The organism is Stenotrophomonas rhizophila (assembly GCF_003651185.1).
Classification (GTDB): Bacteria; Pseudomonadota; Gammaproteobacteria; order Xanthomonadales; family Xanthomonadaceae; genus Stenotrophomonas; species Stenotrophomonas maltophilia_Z.
In genome coordinates, this window is record NZ_RCDC01000005.1 from 29,312 (window position 1) to 49,231 (window position 19,920).

Consider the following 19,920-nt stretch of genomic DNA (forward strand, 5'->3'; position numbering starts at 1 on the left):
CGGCACAAACCCCGCACACCGGCGCGCGGGAAGCTGGCCCCCTCCCAACCGAGGACGGGTCATGAAATCCCTGAAGATGCTGTTGCGGTTCGCCATTGTCGGCGGGCTGATCCTGTTGCTGCTGATTCCGCTGAGCCTGATCAAGGGCGTGATCCGCGAGCGTGAGGCGTACCGCGACGAGGCTTACCAGCGCGTGGCGCAGAGCCGCGCCGGCGCGCAGATTCTGACCGGCCCGATCCGGGTGGTGCCGTGGACCGAGACCCGCGAGGTCGAGGTGGTGGATGCGGCCGGCACCAAGAAGAAGGAGAAGCAGGTCGAGCAGGGCCAGTGGCTGCAGATGCCGGCCACGCTCACGGTGGACGGTGTGATGCAGCCGGACGAGCGCCGCGTCGGCCTGTTCCGCGTGCCGGTCTACAGCTGGAAGGCCACGATCAGCGCCGCGTTCGCCGATGACGACTACCCGGTGAAAGCAGGCCGCGTGTATGGCACGCCCTTCCTGACCGTGGGCATCGCCGATGTGCGTGGCCTGGTCGGTTCGCCGAACCTGCGCGTGGATGGCAACGCCGTGACGCTGTTGCCCGATGCCGGCGGCGTCAGTGGCATCGGCACCGGCCTGCATGTCGGCTTGCCGGGCCTGGCGGATGAACGGGGTGGCGTGCTCAAGGGCAGCAAGGTCGAGCTGGAGCTGGTGCTGGATGGCACCCGGTCGCTGTCGGTGGTGCCGGTGGGCGATGACAGCCGCATCGCGCTGCGCTCGCCGTGGCCGCACCCGCTGTTCGGTGGCAGCTTCCTGCCCAACGAACGCAAGGTGGACGCGCAGGGTTTCGACGCCCAGTGGGCGGTGTCTTCGCTGGCCTCGCGTGCCCAGCACCAGCTGCGCAACCGCCCGGACATCGACGCTGAAGCGGTGAGCGTGGAGCTGGTCAATCCGGTCGATGTGTATACCCAGGCCGACCGCGCCAGCAAGTACGGCATCCTCTTCATCCTGCTGACCTTCGTCGGCTTCATCCTGTTCGAGCTGATCAAGCAGCTGCGCATCCACCCGCTGCAGTACCTGATGGTCGGCCTGGCGCTGGCGATCTTCTTCCTGCTGCTGCTCAGCCTCTCCGAGCACATCGCGTTCTGGCAGGCCTATGCGCTCTCGGCACTGGCGTGCATCGGCATCCAGACCGTGTATCTGTCCGGCGTATTGAAGAGCTGGAAACGCGGCCTGGGCTTCGCGGTGATGCTCAGTGCCCTGTATGGCGCGCTGTATGGGCTGCTGATCTCGGAGAACAACGCGCTGCTGATGGGCTCGCTGCTGCTGTTCGGCGTGCTGGCCGCGGTGATGTGGGTGACCCGCCGGGTCGATTGGTATGAACTCGGCGCGCGGCTGAGCTGAGGAACGGACATGAGCTTGCACCGCTGTCTGCACGAACGTGTGCGCCGGGCGCTGCCCGCCCGGCTGGAGGTGGCCTCGCTGCTGGAGGGCGAGGCCTCGGGATGGCCGTCACCGCTGAGGGCACTGCCTGGGGTGCCGGCAGCGCCGGGGCTGCTGCGTTTCGGCTTGGCCCCGGCCACCTGCGAGGCGATCACCGTGCACGGGCTGCGCTTTCTGGAACAGGCACGGCAGGCGCGCGGACGCCTGCCGCTGCCGCACTGGTGTGGCGACTATCGGCCGTGGCGCGAAGGCGCCCAGGCCTTGCGCGAGATCGGCATCCGCGGGTTGCCTGCGGGCTGGCCGGCGCATGCAGCGGTCTACGCCAGCGCCTCGGAAGACCGCAGCCGCTGGTTGCTGATCCTGCCTGGCCGTGGCCAGCTCTGGTACGGCTGGATGGCGTGACCATGACTCTTGGCCCGGGGGCACCGGGACAACGCCCGATAGACTCGGGGATTGTTCGTGGTCTGGCCGAGAGGCAGGGGTAATCGTGTTCAAGTGGGGCATGTTGAGCGTGGCATTGGCATTGAGCGGCGTCGCCGATGCACAGACGAAGGAAACGGTGGACCTGGACATGGTCAGCCGCATCCGCCAGGAAGCCTTCCACCGGTCGCAGGTGATGGCGACCTTCAGCCACCTGACCGAGCAGATCGGCCCGCGCCTGACCAATTCGCCCGCGATGGGCGAGGCCAACGCCTGGACCCGCAGCAAGTTCAATGAGTGGGGCCTGGTCAACGTCCATGACGAAGCCTTCGATGCGTTCGGCCGCGGCTGGGAGTTCAGCAACGCCAGCGTGGAACTGCTGAGCCCGCGCGTGGCGCCGCTGTATGCGCTGCCGAAGGCCTGGACCCCGGGCACCAACGGCCCGGTCGAGGGCGAGGTGATCAAGGTCGAGATCAAGAAGCTCGCCGACCTGGATCAGTACAAGGGCAAGCTCGCCGGCAGGATCCTGCTGCTCAACGATGCACGCGATTACGAACGGGCCACCAAGTCCGATTCGCATCGCCACGATGATGCCGGCCTGGCCGAGCTGCAGGTGTTCGCGGTGCCCAAGGACGTCGCCGATGCCAAGGCCGACCGTGCCAAGAAGGCCAAGGAATACCTGGAGAAGCAGGAACTGACCCGCGCCACCAACGCCTTCTTCGCCGAGCAGGGCGTGCTGGCCACGATCAGCATCAGCGGCTGGGACAACGGCATCATCCGTGTCGGTGGCGGTGGCTCGCGCAAGGCCGGTGAACCGGTCGGCGTGCCCGAGCTGGCGATGATGGCCGAGCACTACAACCAGCTGGTGCGGGCGGTCGACCAGAAGCAGGCGGTCAAGCTGCGCGTGAATGTCGAAGCCCGCTTCACCGATACGCAGGACCAGCCCGGCTACAACACGCTGGCCGAGATCCGCGGCAGTGGCAAGGCCGATGAGATCGTGATGCTCGGCGCGCACATGGATTCCTGGCACACCGGCACCGGTGCGGCCGACAACGCTGCCGGCGTGGCGGTGATGATGGAAGCCATGCGCATCCTCAAGGCGGTGGGTGCCAAGCCCAAGCGCACCATCCGCGTGGCGCTGTGGAGTGGCGAGGAGCAGGGGCTGATCGGCTCGCAGGACTACGTGTCCAAGCACTTTGCGCGCTACCCCGAGCCGACCGACCCGGCGCAGCTCACGTTGCCGGCCTCGATGCGTGAACCCACCGGCGCTTTGCAGCGCCAGCGTGATTACGACAAGTTCTCGGCGTACTTCAACATGGACAACGGCTCGGGCCGCTTCCGCGGCATCTACGCGCAGGAGAACCTGGCCGTGGTGCCGATCTTCGAAGCGTGGCTGGCCCCATTCCACGATGTGGGCGCCACCACCGTGGCCACCCGCAACACCGGCAGCACCGACCATATCGCATTCGATCGCGTCGGCCTGCCCGGGTTCCAGTTCATCCAGGACCGCCTGGACTACTTCACCAACGTCCACCACAGCAACCTGGACACCTGGGACCACGCCGAGCCGGAAGACCTGAAGCAGGCCGCCGCCATCGTGGCCTCGTTCGTCTACAACGCGGCCATGCGCGATGAAAAGCTGCCGCGCAAGCCGTTGCTGACGCCCTGAGGGCTACCGCGTGGGCGGCCTGGAAAGGGCTGCCCACGCCATGCCGGGCAGGGAGTGCCCGGTTTGCGGCCGGGGCGGGGTAAAATTGCCGGGATTCCGTTTCCCGCCCTGAGCCCTCCATGACCTGCCGCACCCGTTTTGCCCCCAGTCCCACCGGCTACCTGCACATTGGTGGCGCCCGCACGGCGCTGTACTGCTGGCTGGAGGCCCGTCACCGTGGCGGCGAATTCGTGCTGCGCATCGAAGACACCGACCGCGAGCGCAGCACCCAGGGCGCGATCGACGCGATCCTGGAGGCGATGGAGTGGCTGGGCCTGGGCTACGACGAAGGCCCGATCTACCAGACCCAGCGCGTGGCCCGTTACCTGGAAGTGGCCGAGCAGCTGGTCGCCGATGGCAAGGCCTACTACGCCTACGAGACCCGCGAAGAACTGGATGCGATGCGCGAGGCCGCCATGGCCAAGCAGGAAAAGCCGCGTTACAACGGTGCCGCGCGCGATCTGGGCCTGCCGTACAAGGATGACCCGAACCGCGTGATCCGCTTCAAGAACCCGCTGGAGGGCACGGTCGTGTTCGACGACCTGATCAAGGGCCGTATCGAGATCGCCAACAGCGAACTGGACGATATGGTCATCTTCCGCCCGGACGGGTTCCCCACCTACAACTTCGCGGTGGTGGTGGACGATTGGGACATGCGCATCAGCGAGGTCATCCGCGGCGACGACCACATCAACAACACCCCGCGCCAGATCAATCTGTATGAGGGCATCGGCGCCCCCGTGCCGAAGTTCGGCCATATGCCGATGATCCTGGACGAGCAGGGCGCGAAGCTGTCCAAGCGCACCGGCGCGGCCGACGTGATGCAGTACAAGGACGCCGGCTACCTGCCTGACGCACTGCTCAGCTATCTGGCCCGCCTGGGCTGGTCGCATGGCGACCAGGAGCTGTTCAGCCGCCAGGAGCTGATCGATCTGTTCGATGTGACCCACTGCAATTCCAAGGCCGCGCGCCTGGATATGGCCAAGCTGGGCTGGGTCAACCAGCACTTCCTGAAGACGGAAGCACCGGCCGACATCGCCCCGCACCTGGTCTACCAGCTGAACAAGCTGGGCCTGGACCTGAACGCTGGTCCTGCGCCGGCGGACGTGGTGGTGGCGCTGCGCGACCGCGTGCAGACGCTGAAGGAAATGGCCGAGAAGGCGGTGGTCTGGTACCAGCCGCTGACCGAGTACGACGAAGCCGCGGTGGCCAAGCACTTCAAGCCCGGCGCGGAACTGGCGCTGGGCAAGGCCCGCGAGCTGTTGGGCGCGGCCGGCGAGTGGACGGTGGAGAGCGTGTCGGCGGCGCTGCATGACGTGGCCACGGCGCTGGAGATCGGCATGGGCAAGGTGGCGCAGCCGCTGCGCGTGGCCATCACCGGCACCCAGGTCAGCCCGGACATCTCGCAGACGGTCTTCCTGGCCGGGCGTGAAGAGGCCTTGAAACGCATCGAGGTCGCACTCACTAAAGTACCGACGGCCTGACCACAGGAGACCGCGCATGTCCGCAAAAACCGCTTGTACCGCTCCGCACCATCACGTTCACGACGCTTCAGACTTCGTGAAGGTGGTCGAGCGCGTGTGCTCGGAACGCGGGCTGCGGCTGACCCCGATCCGCGCGAACGTACTGCGCCTGATTGCCGAGGCCGGCAAGCCGGTGAAGGCGTATGAATTGCTGGAGTGGGTGCGCAACGGCAAGGGCGTCGGTGCCGACGCCCCGCCGACGGTGTACCGCGCGCTGGATTTCCTGATGGCCAATGGCTTCGTGCACAAGCTGGAATCTGTGAATGCGTTCGTGGCGTGCCACCATCCGAGCAGTGCGCAGCATTCGGTGCCATTCCTGATCTGCAACAGTTGCCACAGTGCGGTGGAGCTGGAGGACAAGGAGATTGTCAGCCAGCTGGAGAAGCGGGCGAAGGAGCTCGGTTTCCAGCCGCAGGCGCAGACGCTGGAAGTGCATGGGTTGTGCGCGCGGTGTGCGGGGTAGGTACCGACCGTTGGTCGGTACCCTGTTGATGTTGAAAAGCCGCGCATCTGCGCGGCTTTTTCGTTTCTGCTGCGAAAGCAGCCACTCTGTTTCCCGCTGCGGAAGCGAGCCGGGCAACCTGGAGCGGGACGCGCCGTAAACCCATCCTTGGGGGCTCGTGAGCGGCATCCATGCCGCTCCAACGGTCCCGTTCCAGGCTGCCCAACTCGCTTCCCGACGGTTCCGGACTGGGGTGGGGAAAGGCGTTGGCGTTCTGCGCGCAGACGCATCACGGCTTCGCATCGGCCGGCTCGTGCCCTTCGGCGGCGGTATCCACTTTGACGATCACCGACATGCCTGGACGCAGACGCGGTGCCAGCGGCTGATCGGGGTCTATGGAAATGCGGATCGGCAGGCGCTGGACGACCTTGGTGAAGTTGCCACTGGCGTTGTCCGGACGCAGGACACTGAACTCCGAGCCGGTCGCTGGGGCGATCTGTTCGATGTGGCCGTGCAGCTTCTGGCCATCGAAGGCATCTACGGAGAAGGTGGCCGGTTGCCCGATGCGCATCTTCCACGTCTGGCCTTCCTTGAAGTTGGCGACCACCCACAAGGCATCGGGCACCAGGAACAGCAGTTGCGAACCGGCGGTGACGTATTGGCCCAGGCGCACCGAGGCTTCGCTGACCTGACCGTCGCGCGGCGCCTGGATCACGGTGTTGGCGAGGTCGATCTTCGCCAGTTCCAGCTGCGCCTGGGCGGTCTCGACGCGGGCTTCCAGGCCTTTGCGGGCGACCTGGGTAGAGGTCAGGGTTTCTTCGGCGATGCGGATCTGGGCCTGCGACTGCAGCACGCTGGCCTGCGCCGATTGCGTGGTGGTGCGGAACTTGTCGCGGTCGTTGAGGGCGACCAGTTGCTGGTCGGCGAGTTCTTCGTAGCGCTTGAGTTCGGTCCGCGAGCGCGAGAGCTCGGCCTGGCCAGCAGACAGGTTGGCCTGCGCGGCCTGGATCTGCGCGCGGTTCTGCGCCTGGGATTGGTCGGAGTTGGCCAGCGCGGCCTTGGCGCTGTCCAGGTCGGCTTCGGCCTGGACGACCTTCTCGCGGTAGATGCGGTCGTCGATGCGCAGCAGCGGTTCGCCTTGTTTGACGTGCTGGAAGTCCTTGACCAGCACCTCGGTGACATAGCCGTTGACCTGCGGCGCGAGCACGGTGATCTGGCCGCGCACGTAGGCGTTGTCCGTGGTCACCCGGGAGGTCTCGAACGGCCACAGTGACCAGGCACGCAGGATCAGCGCGATGCCGATCAGGGCGATCACAATCATGATGATCACCGCACGCAGGCTCGGCTTGAGGTACTTGGGCACGCCAGAGGGGGCCGCCGCGGGTGGTGGCGCAGGGGCGGGCGCAGCGTCGGTCGGCGGCGGTGGGTTGACGTTTTCCGGGGCGGTATCGTCGTGCGGGGGTTGGGTCGACATGGGCGGGCTCATCGGGGCGCGACGCTGGCGGGCGTCGGCGCGGAATGGGGAGGTGTCGGCGCGTGGCGTTTGCGCCACTGCTTGAGCACGGCGGTGCGCACCGCCAGCAGCAGCAACCAGCCAAGGAAGACCAGCGCCACGCGGCCGCTGAGCGCGAACACGTCATTGAACGCGCGCACGTTGGCTTCGCGACGGGTGATCTGCGCCAGCTGCGCGGTGCCCTGCGCGCTGCGCTGCACCGGGTCGGTGATCAGCCTGGCGTAAAGCTGCTGTTGCTGTTTCAAGCGCTGGGCAACCACGTTGTCAGCCGGATCCAGCTGGCCGACCAGCGCACCGGAGTACACCTGCTCGCGGTGCAGCTGGTAGGTGCCCAGCACGGCCGAGCCGGCCAGGCCACCCAGGGTCTGGGTGATGGAGAGCGTGACCAGGAAGGTGATCATGTGGTCCACGCCCTGCTTCAGCGCCTGGGTGATGCCGAGCATGATCAGCGGCCCCATGAACATGCCGGCGCCGACGGACGCCAGGAACTGGCTGGCGAAGAAGTCGTGCGGGCGATCCAGGCTGGTGCGGCTCTGGTCGAGCAGGGCCGCGCTGCCCAGCAGCAGGATGGCCATCAACAACTGCGGAATGAGTCGCTTCGGGCCGAAGGTGAGCGAGCTGGCGGCCATGCCGGTGATCACGCCGGCCAGGATCACCGCGAACAACGGGCGCATCTGGTCCGGGCCCATCCCGAGCGTACGCATCAGGCCGACCACGCCATAGGACTGCTCGGTGGTCAGGAAGCGGATCAGGAACGCACCGATGATGAAGTGGATCACCGGCAGGCTGGCCAGCCAGCGCGTCTGCAGCAACGGGTTGCGGCGGTAGTGCTCGATGATGAAGCCGGTGGTGGACAGCGCGATCGAGGCGACCAGCGCCCAGCCCAGCCACGGCGTATCCAGCCACCAGCGGGTGTAGCCCTGCGCCAGCACGACCACCAGCAGGCCGACGGCAGGGGCGAGCAGCGCGAAGGTGAGGAAGTCGAGCGGTTCGAACGCCTTGATCTGCGCCCCCGGCGGCAGCTTGAGCACCACCACGGCGGCGAACGCGCACAGCGCCAGCCCGGCCTCGAACAGATACAGGTTGTGCCACTGCCCGGTGTCGACCAGGCCCGGCGAGACCAGCCACGCGATCGGTACCGCAAGTTGGGAGATGCCCACGCCGATCACCAGCAGGTTGCCGGTGTATTTGCGCGGCAGCGACTGCAGCATGTACAGCGTGCCCAGGGTGCTGCAGGCGGCACCGGCGAAGCCGCTGGCCGCGCGCATCAGCACGGTGGTTTCGAAGGTGCCGACGAACAGATGCAGCACCGCCAGCGCGGCGTACAGGCCCAGCCCGATCTCGGCGAACAGGCGGATGCCGTATTGCTGGCGGAACTTGAAGGCGAGCAGGTTGGCGGTCACGTTGACCATCGCATAGGCGGCCACCAGCCAGCTGCCCTGCGCCGGAGTGAGCCCGAGCTGGCCCTGCAGGAACGGCAGGTTGGCGCTGACCAGGGCATTGCCCAGGCCGCCGGTGATGCCGACCAGCAGCGCGACCAGGGCGTAGGCGAGGCGGCGGTGCGGCGGATGCCACGGCATCGACGCCGAGCCCGGCAGGGTCGGTTTTTCGTGCTCCTCCCAGTCCGGAACCGGCTTGAGGTACTGCGGCATCATCCCTCCCCGTCGGCAGGCCCCCGCAATCCGCCACGCAGCAATTGCAGGGCGCGCGTGGCCAGCCGGGCGCGTTCGTCACGCGTCTTGCCACGCAGCGCGGCTCCCAGCATGCCTGAGATGAGTGAAATGTCCGTCGTTTCCAGATCGGGGCGGCACAGGCCGGCGGCGATCGCGCGGGCGATCGGTTCGCGCAGCAGTTCGACGATCGTTTCGCGGGCGGCGCGGATCGGGATCTGATCAGGATCGACCGCGCGCCAGTAATCGGAGAGGGCAGGCGATTGGACGATGCGGTTGGCCATGCCTTCGAGGACGTCGAACAATGCGTCGTCGCGGTCGCCGAGGGTCTGCACCTGCCGCGCAATGCGGTTGACCGTGCGCTGGAGCAGCGCCTCGACCAGTGCGGCGCGGTCAGGGAAGTTGCGGTACAGCGTGGCCCGGCCGACCTGGGCACGCTCGACCACCAGGTCCAGCGGGGCGGTCACGCCATGCTGACCGAACACGGCATCGGCAGCGTCGAGGATCTGGGCGCGGCGGGCGGCCGCGTCGGCACGTTGGGTAGGCATACGCGCATCATCGGACAGAACTGTCCGGCGGGAAAGGGCCTGCGTCGCTTTCAGCGCACCGCGGTTGGCGCGCGCTGGGCAATGTCGAGGGCGGGTGAGCTCAGCGCGGCGCGGGCACGCCGTGACAGCCGCCCATCCGGGCTTCGCGGATGGGCAGATTGATCAACGCGGCGAGCACGGCCAGGCCCATGTCGGCGTACCACATCCACAGGTAGTTGCCGGTGTGCGCCAGCGCCAGGCCGCCGAGCCATGCACCAAAGAAACCGCCCAACTGGTGCGAGAGCAGGGTCAGGCCGAACAGGGTGCCGAGGTAGCGCGGGCCGAACAGCTTGCCGACCAGCCCGGCGGTGGGCGGAACGGTCGCCAGCCAGGTAAAGCCGAGCGCGGCGGAGAACACGTAGAAGGTGAGCGGGGTAGGCGGCGCAACGAGGTAGACCCCGATCATCACGGCGCGGCTGGCGTACATCCAGAACAGCAGGTACTTCATGCGGTAGCGCTGGCCTAGGGCGCCGACGATCAGGCTGCCGGCGACGTTGAACAGGCCAATCAGCGCGATGGAGGACGAGGCGACGGTGGGCGAGAGCCCGCACAGCGCGATTTCGCCGGGGAGATGGGTGACCAGGAAGGCGATGTGCAGGCCACAGGTGAAGAAGCCCAGATGCAGGTACCAGTAGCTGCGATCGCGTGCGGCGATGCGCAGCTGTGCGGGCAGACCGCCGTCATCGGTGGCGCCCGCGACAGGCGCATGGTCGCCGGCACGACGTCGCAGTGGCCAGGCCAGCGGCACCGAGAGCAAAGTGATCACTGCCATGGTGATCATGGCCCGCGCCCAGCCGGCGGTGCCGATGATCCATTGGACCAGTGGCGCGAACACGAACTGGCCCAGCGAGCCGCCGGCATTGATGAGGCCGGCGGCGAACGACCGCTTTTCGGCCGGCAGGCGGTGGGCGGTGGCGCCGATCAGGACCGAGAAGCTGCCGGCGCCGGCGCCGGCGGCCATCAGCAGGCCGAGGGTGAAGGTCATGCCCAGCGGGCTGGTCAGCAGCGGTGCCAGCAGCAGCCCGGCCGCCAGCAGCAGGGCACCGAAGATGAGCACGGGCAACGCGCCGCGCTGGTCGGCGACGGCCCCGAACACGGGTTGCACCGCGCCCCAGACGAATTGGCCGATGGCCAGTGCGAAGCTGATCTCGACGATGCTCACGCCGGTGCCGCGGTGGATCGGGTCCACGTAGAGGCCGGAGGTCTGGCGCACGCCCATGGTGACCATGAGGATGGCGGAGGCCGCGACCAGCAGGCCCCAGTGCATGGCGGGTGCGCGGGTAGCAGTGGTTGACGTACTCATGCGTCGGCTCCGGTGGGCAGGGCGTGGTCGAGTTGGTCGAGCAGGGCGTTGAGCCGGGCGGTCGGCGTGGGCCCGAAGGTGGTTTCCACTTCGTGTTGCGCCCGTTGCCACAGGGGGCGCGCGCGACGAAGGCAGGCCTTGCCGGCAGCGGTGATGACGATCAGGCGTTGCCGGGCATCGTCACCGCGGCGTTGCTCGAGCCAGCCGGCGCTGAGCAGCGGTTTGAGGTTGCGGGTGAGCGTGGTGCGGTCCATGCCAAGCGCCTCGGCCAGGTCGCCCAGCTGCCGCGGTGCGGGGGCGCGGCGCAGGATGGAGTAGGCGTTGAGGCTGAGCCCGGCGGGGGCGAGGTGGGCGTCATAGATCTGCGAGAGCCGGCGTGCCGCGCGACGCAGGCGGAAGCAGGTGCAGGGGCTCTGGGTCAGCGGGTCCATGGGCGTGTGCCGGGGTGGGTGGCTGGATGATACGTGCATATGCACGTAGTTCGTCAAGCTCAAAAAAAGGGGGCCTTTCGGCCCCCTCGGGTCAAGCAACCACCCAGTGAATCGATCAGAAGTACGCGCGGATCCCGAATGCCACGCCGCGGCCCGGCAGCGGGGAGTAGTCGCGCAGCAGGGAGGTGTGCGGGCGGACCTCGCGGTTGGTCAGGTTGCTGCCGTCAAGGAAGACTTCGTAGCTGTTGCTGTCGGTCCGGTCCCAGCGGTAGGCGACGTGGGCATCGACCAGGGTGTAGCCGTTGCTCGGCTCTTCATTCTGGGCGACGTCCTTCTGGCTGCTGTAGCGCACGGCACCGACCGAGGCGCGCCAGCCATCCTTGGCCCAGCGCAGGTCCGCGCCGACCCGGCCCGGGGCGATGCGTGGCAGGTAGCCGGTGTTGGCCAGATCCACCGTGTAGTTGTGGTTGTGGTCGCCGTGCGGGACGGCGATGTCGACGCTGCGGCTGCCGCTGCCATCCAGTTCGGCGTTGACGTAATCGCCGAACACGCGCAGGTCCCAATCGCCAGCGTTGCCTTCAAAGAGATGGAACAGCGCTTCGGCTTCGGCCCCCTTGAAGGTGGCGTCCCGCTGGGTCCACAGCCGGACCGGCAGCGATTCGACCACGCCGGTGTCGGCCAGGTAGATGAAGTCCTTGAACCTGGTCTGGTAGATGGAGGCGGAGAAATCGACGCGCTCGCTGTGGGTGTGGATGCCCAGCTCGACGCGCTGGCCGCGTTCGGTCTTCAGGTTCGCATCGCCGATCTCCAGCGAGCGGGTGGCGATGTGCGCGCCGGCGGCGTAGAGCTCTTCGTTGGTCGGGGCGCGCTCGGAGCTGTCGATGCCGAAGCGCAGGTCGACGGCGTCGTTGAGCGTCCAGATACCGGCGGCGGAGAGATTGGTGGCGCCGAACGTGCGGGCGCGGTAATCACCGGTCGGGTCCAGCTTGACCTGGTCATGGCGGCCGCCGAGCTCCAGCTTGAACGGGCCGAACTGCTTTTCCTGCAATAGGAACAGGCCGATGTTCTTGGTCGCCGTATCCGGCACGAAGGCTTCTTCGCCCTTGGCGCCGAAGTCGCTGTTGCCGAACTGCAGGCCGAAGGCGCCATCCCAGCCGCCGATCTGTTCCTGCACGGCTTCCAGGCGGCCTTCGATGCCCCGGTTGGTGAAGCGCGTGCCGGGCGTGCCGGCTTCGAGTTCGGTGTGCTCGTAATCGGTGTAGGCGGTGCGCAGGCTGATGTTCTTCAGGAACGAGGTGGGCTGGTAGATGCCGCCCTTGGCTTCGAAGCGGTTCTGCACCATGTCGATGCGGACGTCATGCTCGTCGCCTTCTTCCTCGTCGCCATGGTCGTGATCGTGGTCATGACCATGGTCGTCGTCGGCATGCACGTGCGCCCCGTTGGGAATGCCGTAGTTGGTGCGGTAGGTGCTGGCAGACACACCGAAGTAGCCTTCGTCGCCCAGCCATGTGGCACCGACGCCGCCGGCGCGGGTGCGGACCGAACTGTTGTCCAGACGGCCGCGGCGCGGTTCGTCGGTGTCGCCTTCCTCGTGATCGTGGCCGCTGTGATCTTCCAGGCCATCGATCACCGCGTAACCGGGAATGCGGTAGTCATCGCCGTTGCGGACCAGACCGTCCACATGCAGCACCACGTTGCCGCTGACACCGTCCAGGCGGAACATGCCGCTGCGCTCGTCGTTGACCGAGTTGCCGCGCAGTTCGGCGCGGCCGCTGAGCGGACGGTCCGGCAGTTCGCGGGCGATGCGGCCGTCGACCACGTTGACCGCGCCGCCGATCGCACCGCTGCCGAACAGCAGGGTGGCCGGGCCCTTCAGGACCTCGATCTGATCGGCCAGGAACGGCTCGATGCTGGTGGCATGGTCGGCGCTGACGGTGGAGGCATCCATGTTGCCCATGCCGTTGGACAGCACTGCCACGCGTGGCCCTTCCTGGCCGCGGATGATCGGGCGGCCGACGCCGGGGCCGAAGAAGGTGCTCTGCACGCCGGGCAGCTTGGCCACGGTGTCGCCGAGGGTGCCGGCCTTCTGCTCGTCCAGGCGCTCACCGGCCAGCACATCCACCGGGCGGGCCAGCGATTCGGCATCGCCCTGCAGCGGCGAGGCGGTGACCTTCACGGTGGAGAGCTCGGTCAGGTGGCGGTCGCGGTGGTTGCCGGCATCATCGGCGGCCATGGCCAGCGAGGGCAGCATCGCGGCGGCAAGGGCCAGGGACAGGGCGTGGGGTTTGAGCAGGAGGGAGCTGGAGCGCATAGGGCAAGGGCCTTCGGTCAATTGTTACAATATATCAATGGTGGGGCGCGCGAATCCCGTAACGGGACGGGGGGAAGGGAAGTCAGGGGGGAGGCAAGGGTGCGCGTCAGGATTGATGTTATATTATTCCATAACGCTTCGCCGACCCTGCTGGAAGTCATGCCCCTGTTCGCTCGTGTTCGCCATCTGCTGGATCGTTTCGGTGCCACCGGCTCGCTGCTGTGCGCCGTGCATTGCGCTGTGCTCCCGGTGCTGCTGGCGGCTGCGCCGTCGCTGGGTCTGTCGGTCTGGATGAGTGACGGCGTGGAGCTGGCGCTGGTGAGTTTCGTCACCCTGCTGGGCCTGTTCAGCCTGGTCTGGGGCTGGCGCCGCCATGGCGCGCTGCGCGCGCTGGGCTTCCTGATCCCGGGCCTGACCGCGTTGTGGGCGGGCCTGTTGTACGGCCCGCTGCACCACTCGGCGGTGCCGCATGCGGTGGTGATGACCTTGGGCGGCGTGCTGGTTGGCGTGGCCCATCTGGTGAATCTGCGCCTGAACCACGGCCACGTCCATGACGCCAGCTGTGCTCATTGAGAGCGCGCATGGTAGGCTTTCCGATCGTGCGCGGGGGCGCCTGAGAGGGCGGCCCCGCCGAACCCGTGTCAGTACGGGGTAATCAGATTTCGCAGCATTCAGACTAAGGAGTTACGACATGGGTAAGGGTGACCGCAAGACCGCCAAGGGCAAGCGCTTCAATGCCAGCTACGGCAATTCGCGTTCGCACGTCGTGAGCAAGGCGGCCGTGGGCGCAGCTGCGCCGGTTGCCAAGAAGACCGTGACGAAGGCGCCGGCCAAGAAGGCCGTTGCCAAGAAAGCGGTGGCCAAGGCCGGCTGATCCAGCCAGGCGGGTCATGAAAACGCGGCGCTTGCGCCGCGTTTTTTTTTGCCTGCGCGACGGGATCGCCTCAGCGCAATGCGGGGAGCAGGCGGTCCGGATCGCCATCGTTGGGGGCGGCCGGGACACCCAGCAGACGGGTCAGCAGGGGATAGACATCCACGTTGTCGAACCCAGGCAGGGTCTTGCCCTGCTGGAATGACGGCCCACGGGCAATGAACACCGCGCGCATCGAGGGCAGTGCGTTGTCGTAACCGTGCGAACCGCGGTTGCCGGGTTTGCGTGTGGCGATGCGGTCGCGGGTCAACGCATCCCAGCCTTCGTGCATCTGGCACAGGATCGGCGGAATGCGCGGATGGCGGCCGTATGCCCAGCGCGCCGGCAGGGCCTCGCGGCGCCAGCAGTCGTAGTGTGCGTGCGCACCGAGCAGGATCTTCTCGGCCTGGCGTTGCTTGCCCGGCAACGGCGCGAAGCCGACTGACTGGCCGACCGATACGTCCTTGGCGATCGACGGATCGACCATGTCTTCGGTGGCGATGACCTGGCCCTCGGGCACGCTGGCCATGCCGTGGTCGGACACCACGATGAGATTGGTGCTGTCGGCCAGACCGCGTGCCTGCAGCCCGTCCAACAGGCGGCCGATCGCGGTGTCGACCTCGCCGATGGCGGCGGCGTATTCGGAGGACTCCGGGCCGTGGTCATGCCCGGCGTGATCCACCTGTTCCATGTACAGGGTGACCAGGCGTGGTGCCTGCGCGTCGGTCTGGCCGAGCCAGCTCAACACCTGATCGACACGGTCAGGCAGGGTCACCGTGCTGTCGTACACCCGCCATTGGCTGGGCCGCACGCCCTGGATGGCCGCTTCGCTGCCGGGCCAGGACAGGGTCGCGGTATGCACGCCGGCTTTTTCAGCGCCCACCCAGATCGGTTCGCCACCCCACCAACGGGCATCGGTGACGGCCTCGCGCAGATGGAGGCGGAAGCTGCCCAGTTCGGCTTCTTCCATGCTGTTGTGGATGATGCCGTGGTGGTCCGGACGCAGCCCGGTCACGATCGTGTAGTGGTTGGGGAAGGTCAGCGCCGGGTATGAGGGCGTCATCCAGTCCGCACGCACGCCGCCGGCGATGATCCGCGACAGGTTGGGGCTGAGGCCGCGGTCGAGCATGTCCGCACGCAGGCCGTCGATGGAGACCAGCAACAGTTTGGGCGTAGTGGCTGGTGCCGTCGGGACAGCAGTCGCCGCGACGGCGTCAGGTGGAGTGGAGGGTGCGGTGGCGCACGCGGCCAGCGAAAGAGCGGCGGCAAGCGCCAGTGGAAGGCGGACGGAAATCATCACGACATGATAGTGCGTGGCGGTGACGCGTCGAAGACAACCGATGGCATACGCCACCCCACGGCGTATGCCCGGTTACGCGAACAGCGAATCGTGCCGTGCTTCCAGTTGCAGCAGCGCAGCCTTGGCTTCCAGGCCACCACCGAAGCCGGTGAGCGCACCACTGCTGCCGATCACGCGGTGGCAGGGCAGCACGATCGGCAGTGGATTGCGGCCATTGGCGGCACCGACCGCGCGGCTGGCGGTGGGGTGGTTGATGTGCCGCGCCAGTGCCACGTAACTCCAGGTCTGGCCGAACGGAATATCGGCCAGCGCCTTCCACACCCGCAGCTGGAACGGCGTGCCGTATGGGGCAAGCGGGAGATCGAAGCGCACGCGCTCACCGCGCAGGTACTCCAGCAGTTGTCCGCGTGCGTCCCGCAGGGCATGGGCGTCGCGTTGCCAGTGTTCGCGCCCTTTGGCGTCGTAACGGTTGTTCTCGAACAGGATGTGGTGGATGCCCTGGCTGTCACCGGCCACGGTGAGCGCGCCGATCGGGCTGTCGAAGGTGTCGTAGAGCAGGGTCATGAGGTAACTCCCGAAGACGGTGTGGCCAGATGCCACAGATGCAGAACGGCGTAGGCACGCCACGGTCGCCACGGCTGCGAGCGGGCCTCGGTGGCGCGTTCGCTCAGTCGCGTATCACCACCGAGCACCTGCTGCAGCACCAGATCGCCGGCCGGGAACGCATCGGGCAGCGCCAGCGCACGCAGTGCCATGTAATGCGCGGTCCATGGGCCGATGCCGGGCAAGGCGACGCAGCGCGCCACGAAACCAGCCAGCGACTGGCCGGCGCGGAAATCGAGCCGCCCATCGACCACCGCCTGCGCAACCGCACGCACGGTGGCCGCGCGGGTGCGCGGCAGCCCGATGGTTTCCAGCGATGCCTGTGCCAGCACCTCCGGCAAGGGGAACTGACGGTCCAGTCCCTCCGGCATGCCCTCCAGGGTGGCGCCGAAGCGGTCCACCACCCGGCGTGCCAGCGTGGCGGCGGCCGCCACGCTGACCTGTTGGCCAAGCACCGCGCGCACGGCCACTTCAAAGCCATCCCAGCCGCCGGGTACGCGCAGCCCGGGGCGTTGTGCGATACCCGTGGCCAGCAGTGGTTCCTGCGCCAGCGTCGCGTGCACCATGCGCAGGTCGGCATCGAGATCGAAGATGCGGCGTACGCGGCGCACGATGCCCGGAATCGCACGCGGATCGACCTGGCCCAGGTGCAGCAACAGCTCCGGGCGCCGTGGATCGGCGGTCACGCGCAGCAGTGAGGGGCGCTCGGGCGGCCCGATCACGCGCTGGTAGCTGTCCGTGTCGATCTGCTCGATGCCGGGAATGGCGCGGCGGCGCAGGAAGCCGAGCATCGCGGTGAAATCCAGCGGCGGCCGGTAGCCCAGGCGCAGGGTCAGTGCGCCCTCGGTCAGCGTGCCGCGCTGGCGGCGGATCGCGGTCGGGGGCATCCCGCAGCCATCCAGAAAGGCCGCGTTGAAACGGCGCAGGCTGTTGTACCCCGAGGCCATCGCGACATCGGTGACCGGCAAGGCGGTTTCGGTGAGCAGTTGCTTGGCCAACAACAGCCGGCGGGTGGCGTGGATCTGCGCCGGCGCCGCACCGAGCCGGGCCACGAACAGGCGCTGCAGCTGGCGGGCGCTCAAGCCGACGTGGGTGGCCAGATCGGCGACCGGCTGGTCCTGCAGATAGCCATCGTGGATCAGGGCGAGCGCGCGCTGCAGCGTTTCATTGTTGAGTGCGTCCTGCGCCTCGGGGGCCAACTCGGGGCGGCAGCGCAGGCAGGGACGAAAACCCGCGGCCGCGGCTGCGGCAGCCGTGGGGTAGTAAGTGACGTTGGACGGCTTCGGCGCCGGTGCCGGGCAGACCGGTCGGCAGTAGATGCCGGTACTGCGCACGGCAGTGAAGAACACCCCGTCAAAGCGCGCATCGCGGGCAAGGCGGGCACTTTCGCAGGCGGCGTGGTCCAGGGGCAGGGCGGTCTCCATGGGGGCCAGTCTATGCCCGGTGAGCAGGGCTGGCTCGCCATTTTCGGACGCCAATGCCAGCCCCGGGTCGCCCGGTTCAGGACAGGTTGCCGCGCCGTGGCGGTCGCGCACTAGACTGTGCCTCTGCGCTGGTTTTGCCGCGCATTCCCCCTCGCAAGGATTCCGGGTTGTCCATGTTGCTCAAGTCGTGGTGGTTGCCGTTGTTGTGTCTGGGTCTGGCCGGTTGCAGCCAGCTGGAAAACCCGGGCAATGTCACCGCCGCCGACAAGGCCGTGCGGGCACAGACCGCCGATGGCGACCACATGGTCTCGATCAACGCGGCCGATGCGCCGCCACCGCCACCGCCCGCGCCCAAGCGCGGTGACCTGCGCTGGCCGGACGCGGCCCTGGAAAACGGCAAGGCGTGGATCAGCTGCGATACCGACTATGCCGGCGACGCGGGCGATGGTGCGCCGCTGGAGGCGCTTGATCGGGCCAGCATCGATGCCGCGCTGCAGCCGTGCGCCGAACGTGGCCTGCTGCGCGTGCGCTATGTGGGCAAGATCAATCCCGGTTTCTCCGAGCTGGTCGCGCGGCTGGCCGTGGTCGCCGATGCGCAGCGTATTTCCCGGCGCATCCTTGATCTGGATTCCAGTGGTGGCCAGGTCGAAGCCGCCATCGTGGCGGGGGATCGCATCGGCGAATCCAACTGGACCATCTGGGTGCGCGAAGGCTCGGTCTGCCACAGCGCCTGCGTGTTCGTGCTGGCTGCCGGCGACAACCGGCTGGTATCGGGCAAGGTCGGCATCCACCGCATGATGCGGATCAGCTCCAAGGCCACCTCGCGTGCCGAGCTCAACCGCGAACTCCATGAGGTGTACGACAACGTCAAGGATTACCTGCAGCGCAACGGCGTGGCCGTGGGCGTAGCCGATCTGATGATGACCGTGCCCAACCGCAGCCTGCGCCTGCTCACCGCCGAGGAGCTGCGTCAGTTCGGGCTGGATGGCACCAACGCGGTGCAGGATGACCTGGAACGGATCAAGCAGATGCGCAAATGCGGCGATGCGTTCGTCCGCCGCAAGGACGCGTTCCTGGTCGCTTTCGATCAGGAGTGCAAGCGCGAAGGCAGTGAATTGGAGGCCGTCAACAGCTGTGGGCAGGCTCTGAAGCAGCGCTTCGGTTTCCCGGATGAAACCTGTCCGGACGAGAGCCCGCTGTCGGAGATCGATGTCTCCACGCTGCTGCCGGCCACCACCGCGCCGGGTCAGCCGGATGCCGTGGAGCAGACGCTGGGCGATGCCCGGCCGGCGCCGGCCGAGGCGGCCGAGCGCAACTGACGGAGGACTCACGCCCTTCCCGTAGACTGGAGCGCAGTTCCTTCCAGCCAACGGTGTCCTGATGCGTGTTCCGCTGCTGCTGTTGTCCGCTCTGCTGCCTTTCGCCGCGCTGGCCCAGACGCCACCGCCGCCGGCCACGCCTGCACCGGCCCCGGCGCGCGCCGCGCCTGCCGCCGCCCCTGCCGCCCGCCCGGCACTCAGCCCGGCGCAGCAGGCGCAGGTGCAGAAGCAGGATGCGGAAATGACCGCTGCTGCATTGCAGGTCGCGAAGCTGGTCGATGCCAACCGTGCCGGCGAGGCATGGAAAGGCGCTTCGGCCGTGGCGAAGAAGTCAGTGACCGAGCAGGCCTTTGTCAGCCAGCTCACCGCCGACCGCCAGCGCCTCGGTGCATTGGCCTCGCGCGGCCAGCCGGTGGTGACCCGGGTCAAGTACGCCGCCGGGGCGACCGTCCCGGAAGGCCTGTACATCAACGTCAGTTTCCCCACGCGCTTTGCCAACAGTGCCCAGCCGGTGCGCGAACTGGTGTCCTTCCGGTTCGACGAAGACCGCGTCTGGCGCCTGGCCGGTTACAGCGTGCGTGCCGCCACCCCCTGATCGCCGGAGACTGCGCAGATGAGTATCGAGATCCAGATGCTGGTGTGGTCGATGGTGCTCGGCCTCGTGCACGTGTTTGCGCCTTCCACGTTGATCACCCGCGAGCGCGGGATCGGCTGGAATGCCTCCGCGCGCGATCAGCCGATGCCGGCGCCGAGTCCGCTGGCTGGCCGCCTGCAGCGGGCGCAGAGCAACTTCATGGAAACCTTCCCGTTCTTCGCCGCCGCGGTGCTGGCGGTGGTGCTGACCCAGCGCCAGGACGGGATGACGGCCGTGGCCGTGCAGCTGTACTTCTGGGCGCGGCTGATCTATCTGCCGCTGTACGCCGCCGGCGTGCCTTACGTGCGCAGCCTGGTGTGGCTGGTGTCGCTGCTGGGCATCGTGATGCTGCTGTGGGCGTTGCTGTGAACCCGCGCTGGCGCGCCTGATCCAGATCAAGGA

General features: G+C 67.6%; 19 protein-coding genes. 10 read left to right on the forward strand and 9 right to left on the reverse strand.

Annotated elements, in window-relative coordinates; genetic code table 11:
- Window positions 1-61 precede the first annotated feature (61 nt).
- The 5 genes from creD (at window position 62) to BCL79_RS11770 (ending at window position 5,534) form a co-directional block, all read left to right on the forward strand.
- Window positions 62-1,381 (forward strand): cell envelope integrity protein CreD, encoded by a 1,320-nt coding sequence (gene creD / locus BCL79_RS11750; protein ID WP_121041389.1) that lies wholly within the window; start codon window positions 62-64, stop codon window positions 1,379-1,381.
- Between the two features lie 9 nt (window positions 1,382-1,390).
- Window positions 1,391-1,822: a hypothetical protein gene (locus BCL79_RS11755; RefSeq protein WP_121041391.1), complete on the forward strand. Its 432-nt coding sequence runs from the start codon at window positions 1,391-1,393 to the stop codon at window positions 1,820-1,822.
- A 100-nt stretch (window positions 1,823-1,922) separates the two neighbouring features.
- Window positions 1,923-3,509, forward strand: a complete 1,587-nt coding sequence (locus tag BCL79_RS11760) for a M28 family metallopeptidase (RefSeq protein ID WP_121042183.1) — start codon at window positions 1,923-1,925, stop codon at window positions 3,507-3,509.
- Window positions 3,510-3,628: 119 nt separating this feature from the next.
- Window positions 3,629-5,032, forward strand: coding sequence for a glutamate--tRNA ligase (gene gltX, locus BCL79_RS11765; protein ID WP_121041393.1), 1,404 nt, complete (start codon window positions 3,629-3,631; stop codon window positions 5,030-5,032).
- 16 nt (window positions 5,033-5,048) lie between these two features.
- A complete protein-coding gene (locus tag BCL79_RS11770) occupies window positions 5,049-5,534 on the forward strand; it encodes a Fur family transcriptional regulator (RefSeq protein ID WP_019184450.1) in 486 nt (161 codons plus the stop codon).
- 268 nt (window positions 5,535-5,802) lie between these two features.
- On the opposite strand, the gene BCL79_RS11775 is transcribed toward BCL79_RS11770, so the two are convergent.
- The 6 genes from BCL79_RS11775 to BCL79_RS11800 form a co-directional block, all read right to left on the reverse strand.
- A complete protein-coding gene (locus BCL79_RS11775) occupies window positions 5,803-6,987 on the reverse strand; it encodes an HlyD family secretion protein (protein ID WP_121041395.1) in 1,185 nt (394 codons plus the stop codon).
- A gap of 8 nt (window positions 6,988-6,995) precedes the next feature.
- Window positions 6,996-8,681: an MFS transporter gene (locus tag BCL79_RS11780; RefSeq protein ID WP_121041397.1), complete on the reverse strand. Its 1,686-nt coding sequence runs from the start codon at window positions 8,679-8,681 to the stop codon at window positions 6,996-6,998.
- Complete coding sequence (locus tag BCL79_RS11785; protein WP_121041399.1) at window positions 8,678-9,244, reverse strand: TetR/AcrR family transcriptional regulator; 567 nt, start codon at window positions 9,242-9,244, stop codon at window positions 8,678-8,680. Before BCL79_RS11785 ends, BCL79_RS11780 begins: the two co-directional genes overlap by 4 nt.
- A gap of 100 nt (window positions 9,245-9,344) precedes the next feature.
- Complete coding sequence (locus tag BCL79_RS11790; RefSeq protein WP_259462164.1) at window positions 9,345-10,586, reverse strand: MFS transporter; 1,242 nt, start codon at window positions 10,584-10,586, stop codon at window positions 9,345-9,347.
- Entirely contained in the window at window positions 10,583-11,017 is a 435-nt protein-coding gene (locus BCL79_RS11795; RefSeq protein ID WP_121041403.1) for a MarR family winged helix-turn-helix transcriptional regulator, read from the reverse strand. The genes BCL79_RS11790 and BCL79_RS11795 overlap by 4 nt, the downstream gene beginning before the upstream one ends.
- A 115-nt stretch (window positions 11,018-11,132) precedes the next feature.
- The gene (locus tag BCL79_RS11800; RefSeq protein ID WP_121041405.1) at window positions 11,133-13,328 is read right to left on the reverse strand and encodes a TonB-dependent receptor; all 2,196 of its coding nucleotides are present in this window, start codon (window positions 13,326-13,328) and stop codon (window positions 11,133-11,135) included.
- 159 nt (window positions 13,329-13,487) lie between these two features.
- On the opposite strand from BCL79_RS11800, the gene BCL79_RS11805 reads away from it, so the two are divergent.
- Together BCL79_RS11805 and BCL79_RS11810 are read left to right on the forward strand one after the other, a co-directional pair.
- Complete coding sequence (locus BCL79_RS11805; protein WP_121041406.1) at window positions 13,488-13,901, forward strand: MerC domain-containing protein; 414 nt, start codon at window positions 13,488-13,490, stop codon at window positions 13,899-13,901.
- Window positions 13,902-14,019: 118 nt separating this feature from the next.
- Window positions 14,020-14,202 (forward strand): 30S ribosomal protein THX, encoded by a 183-nt coding sequence (locus BCL79_RS11810; protein WP_019184443.1) that lies wholly within the window; start codon window positions 14,020-14,022, stop codon window positions 14,200-14,202.
- 70 nt (window positions 14,203-14,272) lie between these two features.
- Here BCL79_RS11810 and BCL79_RS11815 read toward each other — a convergent pair whose 3' ends face one another.
- The 3 genes from BCL79_RS11815 to BCL79_RS11825 all read right to left on the reverse strand — a co-directional run bounded on the left by BCL79_RS11815 (window position 14,273) and on the right by BCL79_RS11825 (window position 17,565).
- The gene (locus tag BCL79_RS11815) at window positions 14,273-15,535 is read right to left on the reverse strand and encodes an ectonucleotide pyrophosphatase/phosphodiesterase (RefSeq protein ID WP_121041407.1); all 1,263 of its coding nucleotides are present in this window, start codon (window positions 15,533-15,535) and stop codon (window positions 14,273-14,275) included.
- Window positions 15,536-15,610: 75 nt separating this feature from the next.
- On the reverse strand, window positions 15,611-16,102 hold the full coding sequence (locus tag BCL79_RS11820) for a methylated-DNA--[protein]-cysteine S-methyltransferase (RefSeq protein WP_121041409.1): 492 nt from the start codon (window positions 16,100-16,102) through the stop codon (window positions 15,611-15,613).
- Window positions 16,099-17,565 carry a DNA-3-methyladenine glycosylase 2 gene (locus BCL79_RS11825; protein WP_121041411.1) on the reverse strand — a complete coding sequence of 489 codons (1,467 nt, stop codon included), beginning with the start codon at window positions 17,563-17,565 and terminating at the stop codon, window positions 16,099-16,101. Before BCL79_RS11825 ends, BCL79_RS11820 begins: the two co-directional genes overlap by 4 nt.
- A 176-nt stretch (window positions 17,566-17,741) precedes the next feature.
- Here BCL79_RS11825 and BCL79_RS11830 point away from each other — a divergent pair, with 176 nt between their 5' ends.
- From BCL79_RS11830 to BCL79_RS11840, 3 genes are all read left to right on the forward strand, one after another.
- Entirely contained in the window at window positions 17,742-18,884 is a 1,143-nt protein-coding gene (locus tag BCL79_RS11830; protein ID WP_193222759.1) for a hypothetical protein, read from the forward strand.
- A 61-nt stretch (window positions 18,885-18,945) separates the two neighbouring features.
- Window positions 18,946-19,479, forward strand: coding sequence for a DUF4019 domain-containing protein (locus BCL79_RS11835; protein WP_121041415.1), 534 nt, complete (start codon window positions 18,946-18,948; stop codon window positions 19,477-19,479).
- Window positions 19,480-19,497: 18 nt separating this feature from the next.
- Entirely contained in the window at window positions 19,498-19,887 is a 390-nt protein-coding gene (locus BCL79_RS11840; RefSeq protein WP_121041417.1) for an MAPEG family protein, read from the forward strand.
- Window positions 19,888-19,920: the final 33 nt, after the last annotated feature.